Annotated in this window: 22 protein-coding genes and 1 tRNA gene; 12 read left to right on the top strand and 11 right to left on the bottom strand. The window is 30.7% G+C overall.

The window, feature by feature from the left end; all coding sequences use genetic code 11:
• Nucleotides 1-5: 5 nt before the first annotated feature.
• The 3 genes from HA146_RS04665 to dapF are packed head-to-tail and all read right to left on the bottom strand — an operon-like array spanning nucleotide 6 to nucleotide 2,664.
• Nucleotides 6-632 carry a DUF1995 family protein gene (locus HA146_RS04665; RefSeq protein WP_209108386.1) on the bottom strand — a complete coding sequence of 209 codons (627 nt, stop codon included), beginning with the start codon at nucleotides 630-632 and terminating at the stop codon, nucleotides 6-8.
• Nucleotides 632-1,804, bottom strand: a complete 1,173-nt coding sequence (locus HA146_RS04660) for a cysteine desulfurase family protein (RefSeq protein ID WP_209108385.1) — start codon at nucleotides 1,802-1,804, stop codon at nucleotides 632-634. The genes HA146_RS04665 and HA146_RS04660 overlap by 1 nt, the downstream gene beginning before the upstream one ends.
• Nucleotides 1,804-2,664: a diaminopimelate epimerase gene (dapF, locus tag HA146_RS04655; protein ID WP_209108384.1), complete on the bottom strand. Its 861-nt coding sequence runs from the start codon at nucleotides 2,662-2,664 to the stop codon at nucleotides 1,804-1,806. Before dapF ends, HA146_RS04660 begins: the two co-directional genes overlap by 1 nt.
• A 107-nt stretch (nucleotides 2,665-2,771) precedes the next feature.
• Here dapF and leuS point away from each other — a divergent pair, with 107 nt between their 5' ends.
• A complete protein-coding gene (gene leuS, locus HA146_RS04650; RefSeq protein ID WP_209108383.1) occupies nucleotides 2,772-5,342 on the top strand; it encodes a leucine--tRNA ligase in 2,571 nt (856 codons plus the stop codon).
• Here leuS and HA146_RS04645 read toward each other — a convergent pair.
• Nucleotides 5,339-6,922, bottom strand: a complete 1,584-nt coding sequence (locus tag HA146_RS04645; RefSeq protein WP_209108382.1) for a glucose-6-phosphate isomerase — start codon at nucleotides 6,920-6,922, stop codon at nucleotides 5,339-5,341. The two genes, leuS and HA146_RS04645, sit on opposite strands and share 4 nt — an antisense overlap.
• 174 nt (nucleotides 6,923-7,096) lie before the next feature.
• Here HA146_RS04645 and purN point away from each other — a divergent pair, with 174 nt between their 5' ends.
• Nucleotides 7,097-7,753, top strand: coding sequence for a phosphoribosylglycinamide formyltransferase (gene purN / locus HA146_RS04640; protein WP_209108381.1), 657 nt, complete (start codon nucleotides 7,097-7,099; stop codon nucleotides 7,751-7,753).
• Here purN and argC read toward each other — a convergent pair.
• Nucleotides 7,737-8,792: an N-acetyl-gamma-glutamyl-phosphate reductase gene (argC, locus tag HA146_RS04635; protein WP_209108380.1), complete on the bottom strand. Its 1,056-nt coding sequence runs from the start codon at nucleotides 8,790-8,792 to the stop codon at nucleotides 7,737-7,739. The two genes, purN and argC, sit on opposite strands and share 17 nt — an antisense overlap.
• A gap of 88 nt (nucleotides 8,793-8,880) precedes the next feature.
• On the opposite strand from argC, the gene ribBA reads away from it, so the two are divergent.
• Nucleotides 8,881-10,605 carry a bifunctional 3,4-dihydroxy-2-butanone-4-phosphate synthase/GTP cyclohydrolase II gene (ribBA, locus tag HA146_RS04630; protein WP_245157416.1) on the top strand — a complete coding sequence of 575 codons (1,725 nt, stop codon included), beginning with the start codon at nucleotides 8,881-8,883 and terminating at the stop codon, nucleotides 10,603-10,605.
• Nucleotides 10,606-10,609: 4 nt separating this feature from the next.
• Here the strand turns inward: ribBA and HA146_RS04625 are convergent, their stop codons facing one another.
• From HA146_RS04625 to HA146_RS04605, 5 genes are all read right to left on the bottom strand, one after another.
• The gene (locus HA146_RS04625) at nucleotides 10,610-11,047 is read right to left on the bottom strand and encodes a peptidylprolyl isomerase (RefSeq protein WP_209108379.1); all 438 of its coding nucleotides are present in this window, start codon (nucleotides 11,045-11,047) and stop codon (nucleotides 10,610-10,612) included.
• 35 nt (nucleotides 11,048-11,082) lie between these two features.
• On the bottom strand, nucleotides 11,083-11,463 hold the full coding sequence (locus HA146_RS04620; RefSeq protein WP_209108378.1) for a DUF3110 domain-containing protein: 381 nt from the start codon (nucleotides 11,461-11,463) through the stop codon (nucleotides 11,083-11,085).
• 35 nt (nucleotides 11,464-11,498) lie between these two features.
• Nucleotides 11,499-12,458 carry a DnaJ C-terminal domain-containing protein gene (locus tag HA146_RS04615; RefSeq protein ID WP_209108377.1) on the bottom strand — a complete coding sequence of 320 codons (960 nt, stop codon included), beginning with the start codon at nucleotides 12,456-12,458 and terminating at the stop codon, nucleotides 11,499-11,501.
• Nucleotides 12,409-14,406, bottom strand: a complete 1,998-nt coding sequence (dnaK, locus tag HA146_RS04610; RefSeq protein WP_209108376.1) for a molecular chaperone DnaK — start codon at nucleotides 14,404-14,406, stop codon at nucleotides 12,409-12,411. Before dnaK ends, HA146_RS04615 begins: the two co-directional genes overlap by 50 nt.
• A gap of 213 nt (nucleotides 14,407-14,619) precedes the next feature.
• A tRNA-Ser gene (locus HA146_RS04605) sits at nucleotides 14,620-14,706 on the bottom strand.
• A gap of 49 nt (nucleotides 14,707-14,755) precedes the next feature.
• Here HA146_RS04605 and HA146_RS04600 point away from each other — a divergent pair.
• The 9 genes from HA146_RS04600 (at nucleotide 14,756) to psaK (ending at nucleotide 20,965) form a co-directional block, all read left to right on the top strand.
• Nucleotides 14,756-15,130: a 2Fe-2S iron-sulfur cluster-binding protein gene (locus HA146_RS04600; protein ID WP_209108375.1), complete on the top strand. Its 375-nt coding sequence runs from the start codon at nucleotides 14,756-14,758 to the stop codon at nucleotides 15,128-15,130.
• Between the two features lie 5 nt (nucleotides 15,131-15,135).
• On the top strand, nucleotides 15,136-15,984 hold the full coding sequence (locus tag HA146_RS04595; protein WP_209108374.1) for an inositol monophosphatase family protein: 849 nt from the start codon (nucleotides 15,136-15,138) through the stop codon (nucleotides 15,982-15,984).
• 18 nt (nucleotides 15,985-16,002) lie between these two features.
• Entirely contained in the window at nucleotides 16,003-17,154 is a 1,152-nt protein-coding gene (locus HA146_RS04590) for an ATP phosphoribosyltransferase regulatory subunit (protein ID WP_209108373.1), read from the top strand.
• A 129-nt stretch (nucleotides 17,155-17,283) separates the two neighbouring features.
• Nucleotides 17,284-19,188: a molecular chaperone HtpG gene (gene htpG, locus HA146_RS04585; RefSeq protein ID WP_209108372.1), complete on the top strand. Its 1,905-nt coding sequence runs from the start codon at nucleotides 17,284-17,286 to the stop codon at nucleotides 19,186-19,188.
• Nucleotides 19,189-19,227: 39 nt separating this feature from the next.
• Nucleotides 19,228-19,464, top strand: a complete 237-nt coding sequence (rpmB, locus tag HA146_RS04580; RefSeq protein WP_025881448.1) for a 50S ribosomal protein L28 — start codon at nucleotides 19,228-19,230, stop codon at nucleotides 19,462-19,464.
• A 5-nt stretch (nucleotides 19,465-19,469) separates the two neighbouring features.
• A complete protein-coding gene (locus tag HA146_RS04575; RefSeq protein ID WP_209108371.1) occupies nucleotides 19,470-20,003 on the top strand; it encodes a peroxiredoxin in 534 nt (177 codons plus the stop codon).
• 4 nt (nucleotides 20,004-20,007) lie between these two features.
• The gene (locus tag HA146_RS04570; protein WP_209108370.1) at nucleotides 20,008-20,310 is read left to right on the top strand and encodes a DUF2499 domain-containing protein; all 303 of its coding nucleotides are present in this window, start codon (nucleotides 20,008-20,010) and stop codon (nucleotides 20,308-20,310) included.
• Complete coding sequence (locus HA146_RS04565) at nucleotides 20,303-20,638, top strand: DUF3593 domain-containing protein (RefSeq protein WP_209108369.1); 336 nt, start codon at nucleotides 20,303-20,305, stop codon at nucleotides 20,636-20,638. Before HA146_RS04570 ends, HA146_RS04565 begins: the two co-directional genes overlap by 8 nt.
• A gap of 66 nt (nucleotides 20,639-20,704) precedes the next feature.
• Entirely contained in the window at nucleotides 20,705-20,965 is a 261-nt protein-coding gene (psaK, locus tag HA146_RS04560; RefSeq protein WP_011376448.1) for a photosystem I reaction center subunit PsaK, read from the top strand.
• Between the two features lie 18 nt (nucleotides 20,966-20,983).
• Here the strand turns inward: psaK and dxs are convergent, their stop codons facing one another.
• The gene (gene dxs / locus HA146_RS04555; protein ID WP_209108368.1) at nucleotides 20,984-22,873 is read right to left on the bottom strand and encodes a 1-deoxy-D-xylulose-5-phosphate synthase; all 1,890 of its coding nucleotides are present in this window, start codon (nucleotides 22,871-22,873) and stop codon (nucleotides 20,984-20,986) included.
• Between the last annotated feature and the right edge of the window lie 91 nt (nucleotides 22,874-22,964).

Here is a 22,964-nt window from a genome sequence, read left to right as displayed (position 1 = left end):
TCAATCTATAAATTCATAAAAATAGATTCATTATCGGGTTTAATTTCAAATTCTTTTTTAAAAAAATATTTTTTATTTTCCTCTTTGAAAAGCAACCATTTATGTGGATAAATATGCATAAGAGCAGCTTTATTTAAAGGCTGAAGAAAATAAATATTCTTCCAAGTCTTAACAAAGTTTTTACGTCTCTCTCTAATAACACTTCCAATACCAATATTTGCATCTTCGAATTTTGGATTTAATGAATAATGAGTTCCTTGGTAATTATCAGACATAGGTTCAAATAAATCGAAATCAAAGGCCTGAGGAAGCATAGATATCATCACACTATCATTATTATTTATATTATTTGATTCATTAAATGATTTAAAAGTAAAGATTTTATCTTTAATATCTGGATAATCTCTTTGAGCTAAAGCAACCGCTCCTTGATCTGCAAATGTTATGAATACATTATTATTTTTAGCTAATATCTTGTAAATAGTTATTCCGATTCTGTTAAATTTCAATCCTTCAAAATTTAATTCTATAGTAAATCTTTTATTTGAATCTAAAAGACTTGGAATAATTGCATCCTCCATATTTTTAAGAGATTCGTTTAAATCTTTAGGTAGATTGTAATTAGTTTTCATTAAAATTTGTCAATACATATTTGAATAAGTTCTAAAAATTTATCTATTTCTGACTTATTGTTTATTGAACCTAAAGTAACACGAATATTGGAATATAGTTCATCATCTTTAAAACCTAGATTTTTAAGGGTTGAACTAGGTTTTCCAGATGAGCTTGAACAGGCACTTCCACTACTGATTGCTATATGATTTTCTGACATAAAATTAACTATTTTATAGGCCTTAATAGGTTTATATTTTTTATTTAATAGAAGAAAAGAAATATGATTGGGAAGCCTATGGTTAATACTGCCTGTAATCATTATGTGATTATTATCCTCAATTTTTTGAAAAAAATAATTTTTAAGTATAGTAATATTATTTGAAGGAAATTCGGTTGTGTAATCATACAATTTTATTTTTCCTCTAATATTCTTTAATGATTCATACATTCCAGCGATTAAAGGTAATGCTTGTGTACCTTGTCTAATTGAATATTCCTGAGTCAGTGATATGTCTTTATTTTTTAAAATTAGTCTAGAGTTTTCTTTTGTTAATAGAATACCAATACCTTTTGGACCTCCAAATTTATGAGCAGATAAACTTAAAAAGTCACATTTAAGATCTTTCCAACTAAATATTCCATTACTTAATATTTGAGTTCCATCTAAATGAAACATAATATTTAATTCTTCACATCTTTCACCTATAAATTGAACAGGTTGTATTGTCCCAATTTCACTTTGTCCCCAAATAATTGATGCAAGTTTAGTTTCTTTAGTTAATGTTTTATCAATAGTAGAAAGATTTAAAATCCCATCATTATTTACGGTCCATTCACATATATCCCAGTTTAGTTTTCTTAGTTTATTAGCACATATAGTTGTTGCCTGATGTTCAACATTCGAAATAACAACTCTACCATTTATAAAGTTCTCATAAATATTATTAAATACAATATTTGTTGATTCCGAAGAACCAGATGTAAAAATTATATCCTCTGGATCTGCTTCAAATATACAAGCAATTTTAGTTCTAATTTTTTCAAGAAATGTAGAGCATTTTATCCCTAGCTCATAGGTAGATGAAGGGTTATGCCAATAATTTCTATAAGTTGAATTTATTATATTTAAAACATTCTCAGATAATGGAGTTGTGGATGCATTATCTAAATAGATAAAATTATTTTCCATTAATTTACTAACATTGATCCTGAGAAAACCTTTTTAGCATTGCCGGTCATCATGACTTCACAATCGTCTTTTGACCAATCAATTTTAAGATTCCCTCCTGGTAAGGTTACTATGGTTTGTGAATTACAAAGGCCTAATTTATAAGCTGCTACATGAATAGCACAGGCACCTGTTCCACAGGCTAAGGTTGGGCCTGCACCTCTTTCCCATACTTTTACTTTGATATTATCTCTATTTAAGATTTGACAAAAATGCACATTAGTTCTTTCTGGAAATAATTCATTTTTTTCAAATATAGGCCCAAGTCTGGAAAGAACAATTGAATCTATGTCTTGTACAAAGAATATTAAATGAGGATTACCCATTCCTACGGCATAACCTATATTATTAAAATTTTTCTCAATAAATTCATGTGAAGGAATTGAATTGATTTTTTTTTCAATTGTTGTTGGAATATTTTGACTTTCTATAATTGGAAATCCCATTTTTACTGTAATTTCATCATTTATATATTTTGCAATTTTTAAACCTGCTTTAGTCTCAATTTTATATTCTATATTTTTATTATTCATAGAATCATTTACATGGAGATACTCAACTAAACACCTAATTCCGTTTCCACACATTTGTGCTTCAGAACCATCAGAATTAAAGATTATCATTTTTGCATAATTATCTTCATTAGGTTCTTCTATAAAAATCACACCATCTGCTCCAATACCAAATTGCCTGTTGCAAATTTTTTTTATATCAAATATTTTATTTGTCTTGTAATTTTCAAATAAATCATTTCCTCTAGAATCGATTATTACGAAATCATTTCCGTTACCTTGATATTTTTCAAAAGTTATATTTTTCATTTGTAGATAATATATTTTAAATTTTAATTATAAATTATTCCTTTTAACAATCTATTTCTATTTTATACAATGGATATTAAAATAATAATTTAACAAATATAAATTAAGTGATTTCTCCCGATAAACAATATGAGGCTGATACCAATTTATATAATCCATCTGAAATAGAAAAAAAATGGCAGTCAATATGGACAGAAAACAATTTATACAAAACCGATGAATTAACTGAGAATAGCGATAAATTTTATGCCCTATCAATGTTTCCCTACCCTTCAGGTAATCTTCATATGGGACATGTTAGAAATTATGTTATTACAGACTTAATAGCTCGGTTCCAAAGGTTTAAGGGCAAATCTGTCTTACATCCAATGGGTTGGGACGCTTTTGGTTTACCTGCTGAGAATGCAGCGATTGAAAGAGGAATTAGTCCAAGTGTCTGGACTAAAAAAAATATTTCTCATATGAAGTCACAATTAAAGCTTTTGGGACTATCAGTTGATTGGGAGAGGGAATTTGCAACATGTGATGAAAATTATTATATTTGGACACAATATCTATTTTTAGAGTTATATAAGGCAGGTCTTGTATATCAAAAGGAATCAGAAGTTAATTGGGATCCTATAGATAATACAGTCTTAGCAAATGAACAAGTTGACTCAGAGGGTAAATCTTGGAGATCTGGTGCAGTAGTAGAAAAAAAATTATTAAAGCAATGGTTTTTAAGGATTACAAATTATGCGGATGAGTTATTGAGGGATTTAGAAAAATTAGATAACTGGCCAGAAAGAGTAAAAATAATGCAAGATAATTGGATTGGTAAGTCAATTGGTACAAATATTAATTTCAATATCAATACCAATCCAGAACAGAAAATAACTGTATTTACAACCAGGCCAGATACTTTATTAGGAGTTACTTATTTAGCAATTTCTGTTAATCATTCATTAATTAATAATATTTCTGATCAAGAAACCATACAAGATATAGAAAATCTCAAACAATATTTGAAAAATAATAAAAATAATGAACTTGAAAAAATTGGAATAAAAACTAGCTTAATAGCAATAAATCCAGTTAATTCTGAACCTATTCCTATTTGGGTGGCAAGTTATGTCCTCGATGAATACGGTACAGGTGCTGTTATGGGCGTGCCTGCTCATGATCAAAGAGATTTTGAATTTGCTAAGAAAAATAATATTGATATTAGACAGGTAATTATAAAGGATAAAAATGAACAAATTAAACAGCTTGATGAAGCTTATGTGGAAAATGGATATCTTATTAATTCCAATGAATACAATGATATGGCAAATACTATTGCTAAATTAAAAATTTCAGAGGAAGGCGTAAATAATGGATGGGCCGAAAATAAGATTCAATATCGTTTAAGAGATTGGTTAATATCTAGACAAAGATATTGGGGATGTCCGATTCCCATTGTAAATTGCAAAAAATGTGGATCTGTTCCTTTAAACCAATCTGATTTACCTGTTGCATTACCAAAAGATATAAATATCTCGGCTAACAAAATTAATGCTTTAGGTGAAAATAATAATTGGATAAATACAACATGTCCAAAATGTGGAATTGCGGCAAAAAAAGAAACTGATACTATGGACACTTTTATGTGTTCATCATGGTATTTTTTAAGATATCCATCTTCAAAATGTTCAAATAAGCCATTTGAAAAGATTGAAATTAATAAGTGGTTGCCTGTAGATCAATATGTTGGAGGAGTAGAGCATGCAATATTGCATTTGTTATATGCAAGATTTTTCACTAAAGCTTTACGGGATAATCAACTATTTGATATTGACGAACCATTTAAAAAACTTTTAACGCAAGGAATGGTTCAGGCTGCAGCCTATAAAAACAATAAAACGGGTAAATATGTTTCTCCTTCAGATATTAATGACCTGTTAAATCCTACAGATCCAATTGATAATACCAAACTCGAAGTTCTATTCGAGAAGATGTCTAAGTCAAAATATAATGGAATAGACCCTGAATCAGTAATTAAAAAATATGGAGCAGATACGGCAAGGATGTTTATATTATTTAAAGCACCGCCCGAAAAAGATTTGGAATGGGGAGATACAGATGTTGAAGGACAATTTAGATTTTTAAGCAGGATTTGGAAGCTTTATATAAATTGTGCAAAAGATATAAATAGTAAATCTAATTCCTATCCAGATAAAGAAAAAAGTTTAATAAAGTCAATGAATATAGCCATAAAAGAAATTTCAAATGACATATTAAATAACCAATTTAATACTGCGATATCAGAACTAATGAAGTTTTATAATTCATTATCAAATTCCATTAATGACGTAAACAATAATTTAAAAATTGAGGCTTTAAAAACATTTTGTATTTTGTTGGCTCCATTTGCACCTCATATTTCAGAAGAAATATGGCATCTTATAGGATTTAAAAAATCTGTGCATTTAGAACACTGGCCTTCATTTAATGCCGAGGCACTTAAGGAAGATTCATATGAACTAGTAATACAAGTGAATGGAAAAGTTAGAGACAAAGTAAATATTAATAATGATATGAGTGAAGATCAAATTAAAGAATTGACGCTTAAAAGACCTAACATATTAAAATGGACTCAAGATAAGGAAATAAGAAAAATAATTATTGTTAAAGGAAAAATTATGAATATTGTTGTTTAAGAATTTATTTTTCGAATAACTAATGAATTTGGATTAGACCAATCGCCCTTAACTAAATAATCATCATTACCGAAACACATTTCACGAAGTATGAAAAATATAGGTTCACTCACTGAATGATCAAATAGTGATGTTATGTCATTTATAGAATATTCTCCACCTTCATCTAATAAATTACTTACTTTTTGTTGATACTCAATAATATTTGCGGCTGCTTTCTTTCCAGCTTCAACTCCTGGTTGATCATATGCATTTATATTTACTAATTCAGCGTAGAAGGATACAGCCCTCTCAAATAAAGCGATTAAGGCACCTAGTGAAAAACAATTTAACTTTTCTAATGTTATGGTAATACTCTGTCTTTTTTCACTAGAAAGTGCGGATCTGGTTCCTTGCAAGAAACCAGAAAGGTATTCTTTGGGATTCTCTTTTTCATCAAAAATATTAGTCGATGGAGAATCTAATAATTCAATAAAAACACAAAAGAAGTTATCAATACCATCTCTCAGCTGCTGAACATAAGCATGTTGATCTGTAGATCCTTTATTACCAAAAACTGAAATCCCTTGATTAACTATTTCACCATTTCTATTAAATTTCTTACCTAATGATTCCATTACTAATTGCTGAAGATATTTACTAAATACCTGTAACCTATCTCGATAAGGTAAAACGACCATATCTCTCTTGCCAGAGCCATCCCCAGTTAAGTACCATGCAGATGATAATAATGCTGCGGGATTATTTTTAAAATCACTTGTACGTGTGGCCTCATCCATTAATGCTGCACCTCTAATAAATTCAAATATATTTTCATTAATTAGTGCTAATGGAAGTAATCCAACAGAGCTGGTGATACTCGTTCTTCCTCCTACCCAATCTTGTAAATTAAAGATTTTCAACCAATTTTCAGAAGTAGCTTTTTTAAATAACCTACTATCTTTCATAGTTATAGCTATAGCATTTGAATTCCATTCAAGAGAATTGTTCTCACAATGACTTTTAATAATTTCCATAGCAATTCTAGGTTCAGGCGTACCACCTGATTTGCTTACAACTACGAATAATGTTGTAGATAAATTTTCAGATAATTCTTCTAACTTTTCGCTAATTAAAAAAGGATCAACATTATCGATATAAGAAAATTTTAATCCTTCAGTGCACTTTTGAAGTGACTCCGTAATAAGTAATGGGCCTAACCCACTTCCACCAATTCCTATCCATAGAACATCCGTATAGTTCTGATTATTCTTATTCTTAATGTTTCCATTTAAAATTTGTTTGCCAAATTCAGAAATATCATTAATTTCTGCACTAATCTCCTCTCTTATTTTGGAGGATGGAGAAATTTTTGGATTTCTAAGCCAATAATGTCCAACTTGTCTATTTTCATCAATATTTGATATTGCTCCATTTTCTAATTCTTGAATTGATGAAAAAACATCTATAAATTTCTGTTCTAAAGTATTTATATCGTTATTTGTGAAATTAATTTTGCTTATGTCTAGCCAGATATTTAATTTTTTATCAAACCAAAGATAATTACAGAATTTTTCCCAAGAGTTTGAATCTCCATTCATTTTATATATTTGTTTCTTTTATTTTATTTTTTAATTATATCTATACAAATAGTACTTCGATTTAAATTTGTTTAAATTTTTATTTTTAAATACATATGTTTTTGAATATAAACAATTTAAATAGAGGTTTTTTTTTATTTCATATGAATTTATCATTGGATAAAATAAAAAAAATTGGATAAATCATTTAATTACATAATTTCGCCTGAGATATCTGAATTTAGAAAATTTTCACCAAAATTAAAAATAGGTGTACTTGCATCTGGGAATGGAACAAACTTTCAGGAGTTAATTAATCTCTCAGAAAAAGGAGAATTAGATATAGATATAAAAGTTCTTATTACTAATAAAGATGATGCAGGTTGTATAAAAAGAGCTGAAAGTGTAAAAATACCTCACAAAGTAATAAAAGGCAAAGACTTTTTGGAAAAAGAGCTTTTTGAATTAGAAATTATAAATACTCTAATTAATTACGATGTTGAACTTGTTGTAATGGCTGGATGGATGAAAATCGTCAGTTCATTATTTATTAATAAATTTAAGAAGAAAATTATAAATATTCACCCATCATTACTTCCTTCATATAAAGGGGCTTCTGCAATAAAAGATTCTATATTAAATGGTTCAAAAATAACTGGTTGTTCAGTACATTTTGTTAATGAGGAGGTAGATAGTGGTTCTCTTATAATGCAAGCTGCATTGCCAATTCTAAATAACGACAATATTGAATCACTTTCTAAAAAAATACAAATACTTGAGCATAAAATTCTACCTCACTCAATCTCACATGCTGGTTTTTTGATAAGAAGTAATTTTATGGAAAGTTATTAGTTAACTCAAGACCATCATCTATTGAAAATCCACTCATAATATTTAAATTTTGAATAGCTTGTCCAGTTTGTCCTTTTAACAAATTATCAATCACAGATAAAATAATAATCCTTCCATTCCGAATATCAACTTTCACAGAAAGAAGAATTTGATTTGTATTTTTAACCCATTTTGTTGATGGGAATGTATCTACAGGTAAGACTTTAATATTTTTAAAATTTCTATAATAATTATCCAATAGAATTCTGCAATCATCCGATGTTAAACCAGGATCTCTTAATCTCCCATATATTGTCGAATGCATACCCCTTGTAATTGGAACCAAATGAGGAGTAAAAAGCAATTCAATTTTATTTCCAGAAATTATAGATGCAACTTGCTCGATCTCTGAAGTATGTCTATGGTTTATCAATCCATATGCTGATAGCCCTTCACCACATTCTGATAAAAGTAATTTTTGATTTGGTTCTCGACCCCCTCCAGAAGTACCACTTTTAGAATCAATTACTATTCCTTCATTTTCAATAATTCCCTGCGAAAGATAAGGAGCTAATGGAATAAGAGCGGATGTTGGATAACATCCTGGACATGCAATTAATCGTCCTTTTGAAATAGCTTCTTTATTTATCTCAGGAAGACCGTAGACTGCCTCTTTGCATAAATCATAATCATTCCTTTTATAGATAGCAGCTTCTTTGGAATAGACTTTTTTCCATTCATCTAAGGACTTATATCTATAATCAGCTGATAAATCAATAACTTTAACTCCTCTATCTAATAATTTCCTTGTCAATGTGGAGGACAGGCCATTTGGTAAACAAAGCAAAGCGATATCTGAGTTGTTTGAGATATTCTCTACTGAAATTTTTTCTATAGAGGGATCGGTATCAAGATAAATAAAAGGGAAATTATCATTCCACTTAGAGCCAGATGTTTTATTACCTCCTAAAAATGAGATATTGTAGTTTTTATTTTTCTTTAAAAGATTAACTGCTTGAATACCGCCGTAACCAGTAGCACCTACTATTGCAACATTCATTTCTTTGAATTGGCAGACTTTGAGATAGGATTATAAAGTGTTGAATTTAGGATAACTAACACACTATTTTTCTATATTGATAGGAATAATGAAAGAAACAAGTCCCAAATCAAATAATGGAACAATTTTGGATATAAATGAATCTTTTAAAATTGAATTTGATCCTATCAGTGATGCTTTAGCTGCAATAAGGAATGGTGAATGCATAATTGTCGTTGATGATGAAAGAAGAGAAAATGAGGGTGATTTAATTTGTGCTGCACAGTTTGCAACTCCTCAACAAATTAATTTTATGGCTACTGAGGGACGAGGTCTTATATGTCTAGCGATGAAAGGTGAAAAACTTGATTCCTTAGATTTACCTTTAATGGTTGATAGAAATACAGATGAAAATCAAACAGCTTTTACGATATCAATAGATGCTGGCCCTGAAAATAATGTTTCGACTGGGATTTCAGCTGAAGACAGAGCCAAGACTATTCAAGTTGCTATAAATCCAAATACACAACCTGATGATTTAAGAAGACCAGGACATATATTTCCATTAAGAGCTAAAAAAGGTGGGGTTTTAAAAAGGGCAGGTCATACAGAAGCAGCAGTAGATATTGCAGCAATGTCTGGTCTATATCCCGCCGGAGTGATTTGTGAAATACAAAATCCTGACGGATCGATGTCAAGACTTCCACAACTTAAAGAGTATGCAAAACAGTGGGGAATGAAATTAATATCAATAGCTGACTTAATTAGTTATCGTTTTCAAAATGAGAGATTTGTATTTAGAAAATCCGATGCTGTTCTTCCAAGTATTTTTGGGAATTTCAAAGCCTATGGATATATTAATGAACTTGATGGTTCTGAACACGTTGCATTAGTTAAACAAAAATCATCAAAATTAAGCGAACCTGTACTAGTTAGAATGCATTCAGAATGCTTAACTGGTGATGCTTTTGGATCATTACGTTGTGATTGTAGGCCCCAGTTAGAGGCTGCTTTATCAAGGATAGAGAAGGAGGAAGAGGGAGTTGTTGTTTACTTGAGACAAGAAGGTAGAGGTATTGGTCTAATAAACAAATTAAAAGCTTACAGTTTACAGGATGGTGGATTAGACACAGTAGAAGCTAATGAAAAGCTTGGTTTTCCTGCTGATCTCAGAAATTATGGAGTTGGAGCACAGATATTAACTGATCTTGGTATAAAAAAATTAAAATTACTAACAAATAATCCTAGAAAAATAGCCGGATTAGGTGGTTATGGAATAGAAGTTATTGAGAGAGTTCCATTAGTAATTTGTCCAAATGATAATAATGCCGAATATTTGAGTGTTAAGAAAACAAAGTTAGGCCACATGATTGATGAAGAGAATTCTAATACAAGTAATATAGATCCATTTATATCTATTTTTCTTGACGGAAATTATAAATCTATAGATCTCGTTCCATTAAAAAATAAAGTTATTAAATTCTGTGATGATCAAAACATTAACATTAAACTGGAAAGTACTCCAAGATTATTAGCTTTTTGGAATCGACCAAAATTAGTTTGGCGAATTATACATGATCGCAATAGAACAAATACCAACATTACTGATGAAGAAATAAAGAATATAGAATTATTTATTCAATTTTTATCAAAATACGAAAACAGTACAAAGATTGGGATTATTGTTTCTAGAAATATTGAACAAGCCCTACATCCAAAAAGTAGTATCAAACTTATCAACACTAAATTTACTATTAATAATGAAATCTTATATTCTTCTACAAGAAAATTTAATCTAGATAAAGAGACATTTAGTATTGTTTTTGAAGGTTAAATTATTACTTTAGAGTTGCCTTTAAAATTTTTGAACCGTTAGTAAGTTTTAACACGACGTCCATATCATCGGTTTTACCAAAAACTGTATGAACTCCATCGAGATGGGGTTGTGGTTCATAAACTATAAAAAACTGACTACCTCCAGTATCCTTACCAGCATGAGCCATGGAAAGTGAACCTTTAAGATGTTTTTTTGAATTGATTTCACAATTGATATTATATCCAGGACCTCCAGTTCCAGGCATGCCAGATGCTCCATCACGAGTATTTGGACATCCACCCTGAGCCATAAAACCAGGAATAACTCTGTGAAAGGCTAAACCATCATAAAAACCATCACTTATCAATTTAGTAAAGTTGTTTACGGTATTTGGTGCATCTTCAGAGAAAAATTCAATATTTATGTTCCCTACTTCTGTTTCGAATAACGCTTTTGCCATTTTATTTATTTATTAGATTATTAGTATCTTAATGGTTAAAGCAACTTTTCAAGATTTTCCTTAATGGTATTTATATCAATTTTTTCTTTATTATTAGTTTCCCCTCCCCAATTATCAAATTCTAGGTTTTTTTGAGGTGGAGAAATTAGCAACCTATCTTCGGCTGTTTTAGGTACAAAATTTTTCTCCACTAATTTGCATTCATAATCTAATTTAATACAGAACTCATTTATTTCTTCAATGTCAATCATTTCAACTGTTGGGAGAGGAAAATCTTGAGCTTCAAGGAGACCACAGTATCTTGTCGCATCATCCTTGTCTTCAAACATAAGAACTATAGTTCTTCCTTTAAGTTCAATTGAATGAATTCCTTCTTTATCTGTTCCTGAATTATATAAAAGAACAAATATGTTCATAAGTATCTATTTTTTTCTATATATATAGTATTTGATTAAGAATCAGAAAGTGATAATTCTTGTAATCTTGTATATAAAGCAATTTCCTCATCATTAATATCAGCAGGTATAACAACCAAGATTTCAACATATTGATCGCCTACATTATCTTCGAATGTTAAACCCCTACCCTTCAAACGTAACATTCTTCCGGTAGATGATTTTGGAGGCACCTGAAGAGTAACATTTCCATCAAGGGTGGGGACTTCTACAGCACAACCAAGAAGTGCGTCATGAGGAAATAACTCTAATTTATAAAGAACTCGTAAACCATCAATTCTTAGACCACTTTCAGTTTGAACTCTTAACTGTAGATAATGATCTTTTCCTCCCCATGCAATATTTTCAAGCCTTAATCTCCATCCATCTCCAGCGAAAGGAGGAGTATCAACTTCAACTACAGTTTCATCTTCAAGTTCTATTAAAATTGAAGCTCCATTTAGAGCCTCCTCAGGAGTTAATTCAATAATTGTTTCAATATCTTGGTGGAGTTTAACTGGAGGAGGCTCTTCTGGAGAGGTTGTAGGGTATGCATAATTATTGAATTGATCATTATCTATATTTATGGATTCATCCTCTAATGGTTCATTTTCGTATTCGTCGTAAGTCTTTGAGGTATATTCATATCCAAATAATGAATTAAGATAATCTTGAAAATCAGGAAAACCTGTCTGGTAATTATTTTTTTCATGATCTTGCTGAATATTTTCATCCGAACTTTTATTTCTATTATTTGGTTCACGTAAGTATTCGTATGCTTCGTTAATTAATTTGAATCTTTCTTCTGCATTTAGATCATTTTTATTTAAATCTGGATGCCATTTTCTTGCTTCTCTTCGAAAGGCCTTTTTAAGTTCTTTATCGTCAAAATCAAGGGATAAACCCAAAATCGATAAATAGTCTTTTTTAGAGGAAATAGTCATTGTCCCATGGATCATCATCCCTAGAGTTACCATACCTCGAATTTCTATAATTTCTATTCATTTGATTGTCCCAAGGATCATCATCCCAATAATCATCTGAAAAAAGTTCATCCTTTAATGAGCCAAATGTACTTTTAATACCTTGTAGTGGATTATTATCAGTTTTCCTTTCTGCAGCAAATTTTCTGTTTAAACCAAATAATGCTTCTTGGAGAGCACTTACTGAAATTTCTAATTCTTGAGGATCATCATCATCTATGAATTCCTCAACATCCTGAATAGCTAATTCAACAGCTCTTTGCTGCCTTTCGGCCCCATAAGGCCCAAATTCTAAAGAAGCATCCCTAAGCCTTCTCTCAGCTTGCGCAATAAGAGTTAAAGCACTATTTTTTCTATCAATGACAGATCTTTTTTTTCTATCTTCATTAGCCTTCGATTTGGCTTCTTCAATTATCGAATTAATTTCTTGCTCATTTAAATTTGAGCCTCCAGAAATTGTAACTGTTTGCTTTCGTCCAGTAGTTCTATCAGTTGCACTAACTTCTAAAAGACCATTAGCATCTATATCAAAGGCAACTTGAACTTGTGGAATTCCTCTGGGTGCTGGTGGTATTCCTGATAACCTAAATTTACCAAGTGATTTATTTTCAGATGCTAATGGCCTTTCACCTTGCCTTACTTGAACAACAACTGATGATTGATTAGCTTCTGATGTACTAAAAACATCAGATTCTCTTACTGGTATTGGAGTATTACGAGGAATAAGTACCTTCATAAGACCTCCAATAGTTTCTAAACCTAATGAAAGAGGTGTAACATCATTTAGAAGTAAATCTTGTAAATCACCATTAATTATTCCAGATTGTATAGCAGCACCAATGGCAACTACCTCATCTGGATTAACGGATTGGCAGGGATCATTAGGAACTAGAGTCTTAACTAATTGTTGAACCATTGGAATTCTGGTGCTGCCACCTACAAGAACTACCTCATCTATATCTTCTGCGTTCCATCCGGAATCATCTAATGCTATTTGCACAGGCTCTAATAATCTATCTAATAGATCTTGAGATAATGATTCAAATATTTTTCTATCTAAGGTCTCTTCAATATGTAATGGACCCTCATTACATGTGGTGATAAAAGGTAAGGATATTTTTGTTTTTTGCAATCCTGATAATTCACATTTTGCTTTTTCAGCAGCTTCAGTTAATCTCTGCAAAGCTTGTCTATCCCTTCTTAGATCAATTTCGTATTTAGCAAGAAATTTTTCAGCAAGCCAATCTACTATTTTGGAGTCAAAATTGTTTCCTCCTAGTTGGGTATCTCCACATGTGGCTTTAACATCAAATACACCATTAGATATTTTTAATAATGAAACATCAAATGTTCCTCCCCCTAAATCAAAAACTAAAACATTATTAGAAGAACTTTTTTCAAAACCATAAGCTAGAGCCGCTGCAGTAGGTTCATTTAGGATTCTATCAACTTTGATACCAGCTAATATTGCGGAATCCTTTGTAGCTTGCCTTTGAGATTCATTGAAATAAGCAGGGACTGTAATAACAGCAGAATCAACAGTTTCTCCAAGATATGTCTCAGCATCATTTATTAATTTTCTAATTAATGAGCTGACTAATTCTTCAGGAGCATACTCCCTTTCAGTATTTGGACTAAGAACCCTAACACTGCCAGTATTATTTGCTTTGACATTATAAGGAACAGAAATACTTGTATCATCTAACTCGTCCCAATCGCTACCAATGAATCTTTTTAAGTTATAAAAGGTATTCTTTGGATTTAAAACAAGTTGTCTTCTTGCTTGGTCTCCTATTACTATTTCTTTGTCCTTTGTAAAACCAACTATTGAAGGTGTAGTTCTAGACCCTTCAGAATTTGAAATAACAATTGGACGACCAGCTTCTATAACCCCGACAACAGAGTTAGTAGTACCTAAATCAATTCCAACTATTTGCCCCATGTTTTTAGATCGCTAAATTAAAGCAAAACATACTAATAATTTACTTAATTTTTATCGTAGATATTTACATATAATAGTAAAAATCAAATATTTTCAACTTAATTTAAATAAATAAAATTATAAATTACCTAGTCAAAATGATTACTATCTATTTTATAAATCCTCTGTAGACATAATTGTTGATGTAATTAACCAATATCAACTAGTATAGAACGGAGAGAGAGGGATTCGAACCCTCGATAAAGTTGCCCCTATACAGCATTTCCAGTGCTGCGCCTTCAACCACTCGGCCACCTCTCCAAACAACCTTATTTTAACCCTTTATCATCCAATTTTTGAGGAAAGTTATTTGAATAAGACTTTCACAGTCACGATTAAAAATAAAGAAACCGGAAAGGTCTACCAAGAGCAGGTTAATTGTGATGAATATATTCTTAATGAATTTGAAAAGAAAGGTTTTAAGCTTGCATTTTCATGTAGAAATGGTTGTTGTACAAGTTGTGCAGTTAAAATAAAATCTGGTACCTTGCAACAACCTGAAGCTATGGGCGTATCGCAAGCATTAAAAGATAAAGGTTATGCACTTCTCTGTGTCGCTAAAGCATCTTCAGATCTCGAGGTTGAAACAACTTACGAAGATGAACTTTACGATTTACAATTTGGTAAATATTTTGGCAGGGGAAATACAAGAGTTGCACCACCTTGGGAATTTGAGGAAGATTAATTAAAATGTTTGAGCTCAAAGATATAGAAGAACTTACAAATCATATAAGCCTTTCTAAATTGTATGAAATAGCCAAAAAGTCAGCTCAAATTGGTAATGAAATTCTAAAAATTAATTACAATAAAATTCAAAAAATTTCATCGAAAGGTAGAAAAGGTGATCTTGTAACCAATGTAGATCTGGAAGTTGAAAATAAAATAAAAGAATATTTAATAGAAGAGACACCCAACATATCTATTAATGCAGAGGAATCGGGGAAATTAAATAAATCCTCTGATTTAACTTGGTGTATAGACCCATTAGACGGAACAACTAATTATTCCCATGGATATCCCTTCTTTGGAACTTCTATTGGTCTTGTATATAAAAATAAGCCAATTATAGGGGCCATATCAGTACCTTATATAAATGAACTATATTCAGCCTGTATTGGTTTAGGATCCTTCTGCAATGATATAGAACTTAAAGTATCGAATCCGCTAAATCTTTCTGATAGTTTGCTTGTGACTGGTTTTTCTTATGACAGATTTGAGACAGAAGATAATAATTATGCTGAATTTTGTTATTTAACACACAAAACAAGAGGCGTTAGAAGAGGAGGAGCCGCAGCAGTTGATCTAGCATTTGTTGCGGCAGGAAAGGTTGATGGATACTGGGAAAGGGGATTGGAGGTTTGGGACCTGGCGGCCGGTGCTATTATTGTTAAAGAGGCAGGTGGAATTATTTCGGATTATCCATCAGGCGAATTTAATTTAAGTTCCGGAAGAATTCTTGCATGCTCGCCCAGCCTTGAGAATGAATTAAAAAATGAACTAGAGAATGTTTTTCCATTTAATAAAAATCTTTATACCTAAAAACCGTCAAATAGTTAAATGACTGATATAAAAGAAATTAAATTAGTAGATGTAAAGAATAACTCTAATATAATTAATAATTTAAATAATATTTATAAACTATGGGGTTATGAAGAAGTCTCACCTTCATTTATAAACACTTTAGAGACGATAAAAGGTCGTGGTGTTATTGAAGAAAATGAGGTTGTTGGAATAGTAAGTAATAATTCATTATGTCTCAGGCCAGAAATGACAACATCTATTGTCAAATTATCATCTACTAGATTAATAAATAAGAAAAGACCTATAAGATTATTTACCAATGGAATGGTGTTTAATAAAAAACAAAATAATAAAAATTCATCCAAGTTGCAAGAGAAACTCCAAAGTGGAATTGAATTAATAGGATATGATACAAAATACCCAGAAATTGAAGTTATTAATATATTGTTTGATGCTATAGATAATATTAATTTGAAGGATGAATGTAATTTGTGTCTACTAGTTAGCACCACAAAAATAATGGACTTGATATTGAATAAATATAAGAATAATAATTTTGAAGAAATTAAAAAAAGTTTGGTTAACTTTGATCAAGATAAATTATCTAAATTAGGAATTAAAGAAGATGATAAATATATTCTTAAAGATATATTATTTACAAGAGGAGAACCAATTGCAATATTAAAAAAATTGAAAAGGATATATGGCACTAGTAAAACAATAGATGACCTAAATTTTTTATTTGAAACATTATCAATAATGTCAAATAAATATGGTGTTAAATTACAACTTGATCCAACATTTCAACCTCACTTGAATTTATACGAAGGGATAGTTTTTCAACTTATAGGTGATAGTGGTAATAATAAAAACGTGATAGCAAAAGGTGGAAGATATGATGAATTAGTAAGATTCTTTAGTCCTAATGAGATAATCTTAAATGGAATTGGATTTACTATCTCAATAGATGTTTTAAGAAATTTAATTAAGCAAGAAAAGACAGATAAGAAAAAGATTTTGTTAATGTTTAAAGATTCTTATTTATGGGAAAAAGCTATGAATGAGCAAAAAGAACTACAGAAAAGAGGAAATATTGCAATCTTACATTTAAATCCATGTGATGATTCAGCTAAAGCCAATCAAATAATGAAAGAAAATAATTGTACTGAGATATTGTGGGTCAGATAAATAACTTCTCAATAATTAATTGATTAATCTTACTTTTAGATTTATATATTGTTCGGACAATACTCCTAATTAAACTTGATTAACTAGTTTTTAGGAAATAGGATTTAAATGTTTAATTTATTTCAGTAAATGGAAAAAGGCGAAATTCGTATTAATACCGAGAATATTTTCCCAATTATTAAAAAGGCAGTATATTCCGACCATGAAATCTTTTTAAGAGAACTTGTTAGTAACGGTGTTGACGCAATAAGTAAAAGAAGAATGGCTTCTATGGCAGGTGATTGCGAAAATAATGAAGAAGCTCAAGTAAAAATAACTATTGACCGTGAGAAAAATACCCTAACAATATCTGATAATGGAATTGGAATGAATGATGAAGAAATTAAAAAATATATAAACCAAGTAGCATTCTCAAGCGCAGAAGAATTTCTAACAAAATATAAAAAAGATAATGATGAATTTATTGGTCATTTTGGACTTGGATTTTATTCAAGTTTCATGGTGGCAGAAAAAGTCGATATATTAACTAAATCAGCAATTGGGGAATCAAAAGCTTTCAAATGGTCTTGTGATGGATCGCCAAATTTCACATTAGAGGAATCAGAAAGGGAAACAATTGGTACAGATGTGATACTTCACCTACTTGAAGAAGAAAAAGAGTTTATTGAACCTGAAAGGATTAAATCATTAATAAAAAAATATTGTGATTTCATGCCAATAGATGTCTTATTAGAAGGTGAAACAATTAATAAGAAAAATCCTCCTTGGAGAAAACAATCTAGTGAATTAAAAGATGAGGACTATATCGAGTTATATAAATACCTTTACCCTTTTCAGGGAGATCCATTGTTATGGATTCATCTAAATACAGATTATCCATATGATATACAAGGTATATTGTATTTTCCTAAGTTGTCTGGTAGAGCTGATTGGGAAAAGGGCGAAATAAAACTATTTTGTAATCAAGTATTTGTAAGCGATTCAATTAAAGAAATAGTACCAAAATATCTTTTACCTCTAAGAGGAGTTATTGATTCTACAGATATCCCATTAAATGTTAGTAGAAGTGCATTACAAACGGATAGAAAGGTACGGTCAATATCTTCATTTATATCAAAGAAAATTGCTAATAAATTAAAGGATTTGATAAAAAATTCTCCAGAATTTTATGCCGAAATATGGGATTCAATCTCTGCTTTTATTAAAATTGGTGCTATCGAAGATGAAAAATTTGCTGATTTAGTCGATAAAAGTATAATTTTCGAAACAATAATTAATTCGGAAAAAGACGTCACTAAGGATATTGATAATAAGTCCCTTATCAAATCCAATGATAAATATTTTACAACTCTGGCAAACTACAAAGAACGAAATAACATAAATGATTCTAAAAAAATTATTTATTGTTCAGATATTATTGCTCAGTCAAGTGCATTAAATATCTGTTTATCTGATAACAAAGAAGTTATTAAATCAGATCCGTTAATTGATGCACAATTTCTTCCATGGTTGGAAAGCAAAAACGAAGACTATCAATTCCAAAGAGTTGATTCGGAAATAAATGAACTACAAGATAACGAAGCCAATGAAATTGTAGATAAGGATGGCAAATCAAATACAGAAAATCTTAGAGAGACCATAGTTAAAGCACTTAACAATGAAAAAGTAACAGTTAAAGTTCAGTCACTTTCAAGCCAAGGTGCCCCACCTGCAATGATCTTGCTTCCAGAGCAAATGAGAAGAATTAATGATATGGGCGCTTACATGGAACAGAAGATGCCTGGCTTACCTGAATATCATGTCCTCTTAATTAATAAAGAACATCCACTTATTATTGGCCTTAATAAAATTACTGGCAATAAAATAATTATTGATAAAAAAGAGCCTATTGAAAATCCATTGGCATCTAAAATTGCTAATCATGTTTACAGTATGGCTAAACTATCCGTTGGTGGATTAGATCAAGAACAGATCATTAATTTACAAAATAATAATGCCGAATTAATTTCAGAATTACTTAATTCAACAACCTAAGTCGTATGTTAAAATTTTTAAAGATATAACTCAAAAAATATGTCAAGAGTTTGCGAACTGACTGGTGCAAAAGCTAATAACGGAATGGCCGTGAGTCACTCACATATTCGTACAAAGAAATTACAACAAGTTAATCTTCAAAAAAGAAGACTTTGGTGGGAGGAAGGAAAAAAATGGGTAAATATAAAAATTAGTACTAAAGCTCTCAAATCAATTCAAAAAGTAGGTTTAGATAAATTTGCTAAATCAAATGGAGTTGATTTAAAGAAATTCTAAATTTGATGAGAAATTTAGTTTTATGTCTATCTATATCATTTTTTCTTTTAATTAATTTTAATTCAGCATTAGCCTTTGACTTTGCTCCTGAAGTTGGAGACTTGGCTCCAGACTTTCATTTAGAAGGTTTTAATAAAAAAATAAAAACAAAAACAATGTGGGAATTAAGTGATTTCCAAGGTAAATGGCTTGTTATCTATTTTTATCCCAAGGATTTTACAGTAGGTTGCACTATTGAAGCTAAAGGGTTTTCAGAATTAAAAAATGATTTTTCAAAATATAATGCAGAAATTGTTGGCATAAGTGCTGATAATCAAGATTCTCATGAAAGTTTCTGCCGTGAGAAATCTATAAACTATACTTTATTATCTGATCCAAATGGAATCATTAGTGATAAATATGGTTCCTGGATACCTCCATTCTCAGATAGAAATACTTTTTTGATCTCTCCAGAAGGTAAAATCTCTTATAGATGGATAAGTGTCCTACCCATAAATCATGCTAAGGAAGTCCTTAACGTATTAAAGAAAAAAAGGTAAAATTTTGCACGAACTATCATTTGGAACATGGTTAATACATATTTCATCAGTAGTTGAATGGATTTATGCAATATTTATAATTAAAAAAATAAGTAATTTTGAAAAATACAAAACTTTTTTTTGGTTAAGCCTAGCTATGATTCCAAATTTAATTAGTGCCATGTGCGCAATTACCTGGCATATTTTTGATAATCAGGAATCTTTGTATGGTTTAGTAACTCTTCAAGGAATATTGACTTTTATAGGTAACTCAACATTAGCGATAGCAACCATTGTTATATACAAAACGTCTTTTACTTATGAATGATTTTTTCTTAATGTTTTTAGAGAAATTAGCGACTTTAGATAATACAGTATTATTTGCTGCTTCAATTATTCCATATTCAATCTTTTTGTTTTACTTATATAAACTCAAATCAATTAATAGATTTGTAAAGACAGGCTTTTCCTTGACAGTTTTCTTTGTATTTATAACTATATTATTATCTATTTTATCATTAACATATTATGATAAAACACTTGTTGAAGTTGACCTACTTCATGGTTCAGCTGAGTTTTTCCTAACCCTAAGTGATTTTGTTATATTATTTGGTTTCTTAAAGATATTAAATAATTTAGAAGTAAACAACTCTTAAGACCTTTAACAATTTTGTCTTTTTTATGCAAAAGTATTAGAGAATATATAAAAATAACGAATTTTTATGCTTACTACATTATTTGCAGCTGCTGATCCAGCAACATTTTCTTGGTCTCCCAAATGTGCCATGATAATGATTACATGTAATGGTATTGCTTATGCAATAGCAAGAGCAAATATTCAAAAACCTAATGAAGGTTTTGAAATACCTAATTCAACATTTTATGGTGGTTTAAGTCACGCCTCAGTTGTTGGAGCTAATTGCTTAGGTCACATATTTGGAATTGGTGCGATACTTGGATTAGCATCACGTGGTGTTTTATAGAAATTTTTAAAATAATTTTTAATTATTTAATTTGAATTTCTCAATAATTTTATCTGCCATCTGATCAGGCATAAGACCTAATTTTTTCTTACTCTGATCAGGTGATGCATGATCAACTAAAACATCAGGTATACCAATCCTGTATACAGGAATATTTACTTCATTATCGTTAAATAATTCAACGATAGCTGAACCAAACCCACCAATTAATGTCCCTTCTTCCATAGTTACTACTTTTTTGATTCTACTTGCTAGAGGAACAATCAGTTTTTGATCGAGAGGTTTTACAAATCTTGCATTTACAATACATGCATTAATTTTCATATCCTTTAAGATCTTTGATGTCTCAATTGCTGAAGCGACCATAGAACCATAAGCAATAATTAAAATATCATTACCCTCTTCTAGTATTTCACCTTCACCTATATTAATTGGTTCCCAACCCTCATCCATTACAGCTACGCCTAATCCAGAACCTCTAGGTATTCTAAGAGCGGTAGGTCCTTTATGATTAATTGATGTTATTAACATTCTCTGTAATTCGGACTCGTCTTTTGGAGCCATTAAGACAAAATTAGGTATGGATCTCATATAACTGATATCGTACTGACCTTGATGGGTAGGACCATCTGCACCAACTATTCCAGCTCTATCAAGTACGAATGAAACAGGTAAATTTTGTATCCCTACATCATGAATTAGTTGATCAAAGGCACGTTGAAGGAAAGTGCTGTAAATAGCTACAACTGGCTTAAGACCATCGCAGGACATTCCAGCTGCAAGAGTAACCGCATGTTGCTCAGCTATTCCTACATCGACATATTGATCTGGGATATTTTTTTGCAGAATATCTAATCCGGTGCCAGTAGCCATTGCTGCAGTAATACCAATAACTTTACTATCCTGCTCACAAATTTTTAATAAGGTTTGACCAAAAATTTTACTGTAACTAACAGGCTTTGGTTTATTAGATGGAATAGATTTTCCAGTCGTAAGATCAAATGCAGACTGGGCATGATACCCAACTTGATCAGCTTCTGCATATGGGTAACCCTTACCTTTCGTTGTAACAACATGAACTAGCACAGGTTTTTTTAGTCTATGAGCAGCATTAAATGTATTAATTAAATTTCCAATATTATGACCGTCAATTGGACCCATATATGTAAACCCAAGTTCTTCAAAAACAGCTCCAACTTTAGGCACAGCTAAACGTCGCACACTTCCTTTAATATTTTTTAATTCTTCTGGTATATCCTTACCAATTAACGGAATATTTTTCACACTTTCTTGTACACTATCTGATAAAAATTGTAATGGGGGACTAAGTCTAACCTTATTTAAATAAGATGAAAGAGCCCCAACTGGAGGAGATATAGACATATCATTATCATTTAGTACTACAACAAAGGGTGTATTTGGTAGGTGACCAGCATGATTTATGGCTTCTAAAGCCATTCCACCAGTTAATGCTCCATCTCCAATTACAGCTACACATTTATGATTTTCTCCTTTTCTATCTCTTGCTATAGCCATTCCTAATGCTGCTGAAATAGATGTACTTGCATGACCTGCACCAAAATGGTCAAATTTATTTTCAGTTCTTTTCAGATAACCTGCTACGCCATTTTGTTGTCTAAGAGAATCAAATTCAGTGAAACGACCTGTTATTAATTTATGAGGATAACCTTGATGACCAACATCCCAAACAACTTTATCAAAATCAAGATCAAGAGTTTGATATAAAGCCAATGTCAACTCAACAACGCCTAATCCAGGACCAAGATGTCCACCACTGGTGGATACTACTTGAAGATGTCTTTCCCTAATTTGACAAGCAATTTCCTCTAATTGTGCAACTGTTAAGCCATGTAGTTCATTCGGATGACTTAACTCACTTAAAAGCATTACATAAAAATAGTTATCTATATAATTTAAAACGCCGAGGTGCAAAATGAGTACTTTTTATGAAATAGATCATGTAATGTTTTATTAGATT

The sequence above is a fragment of the Prochlorococcus marinus CUG1416 genome (assembly GCF_017695965.1).
Classification (GTDB): Bacteria; Cyanobacteriota; Cyanobacteriia; order PCC-6307; family Cyanobiaceae; genus Prochlorococcus_A.
Note: the sequence above shows the minus strand (reverse complement) of the source record. Positions and strands in the feature narration are given on the sequence as shown.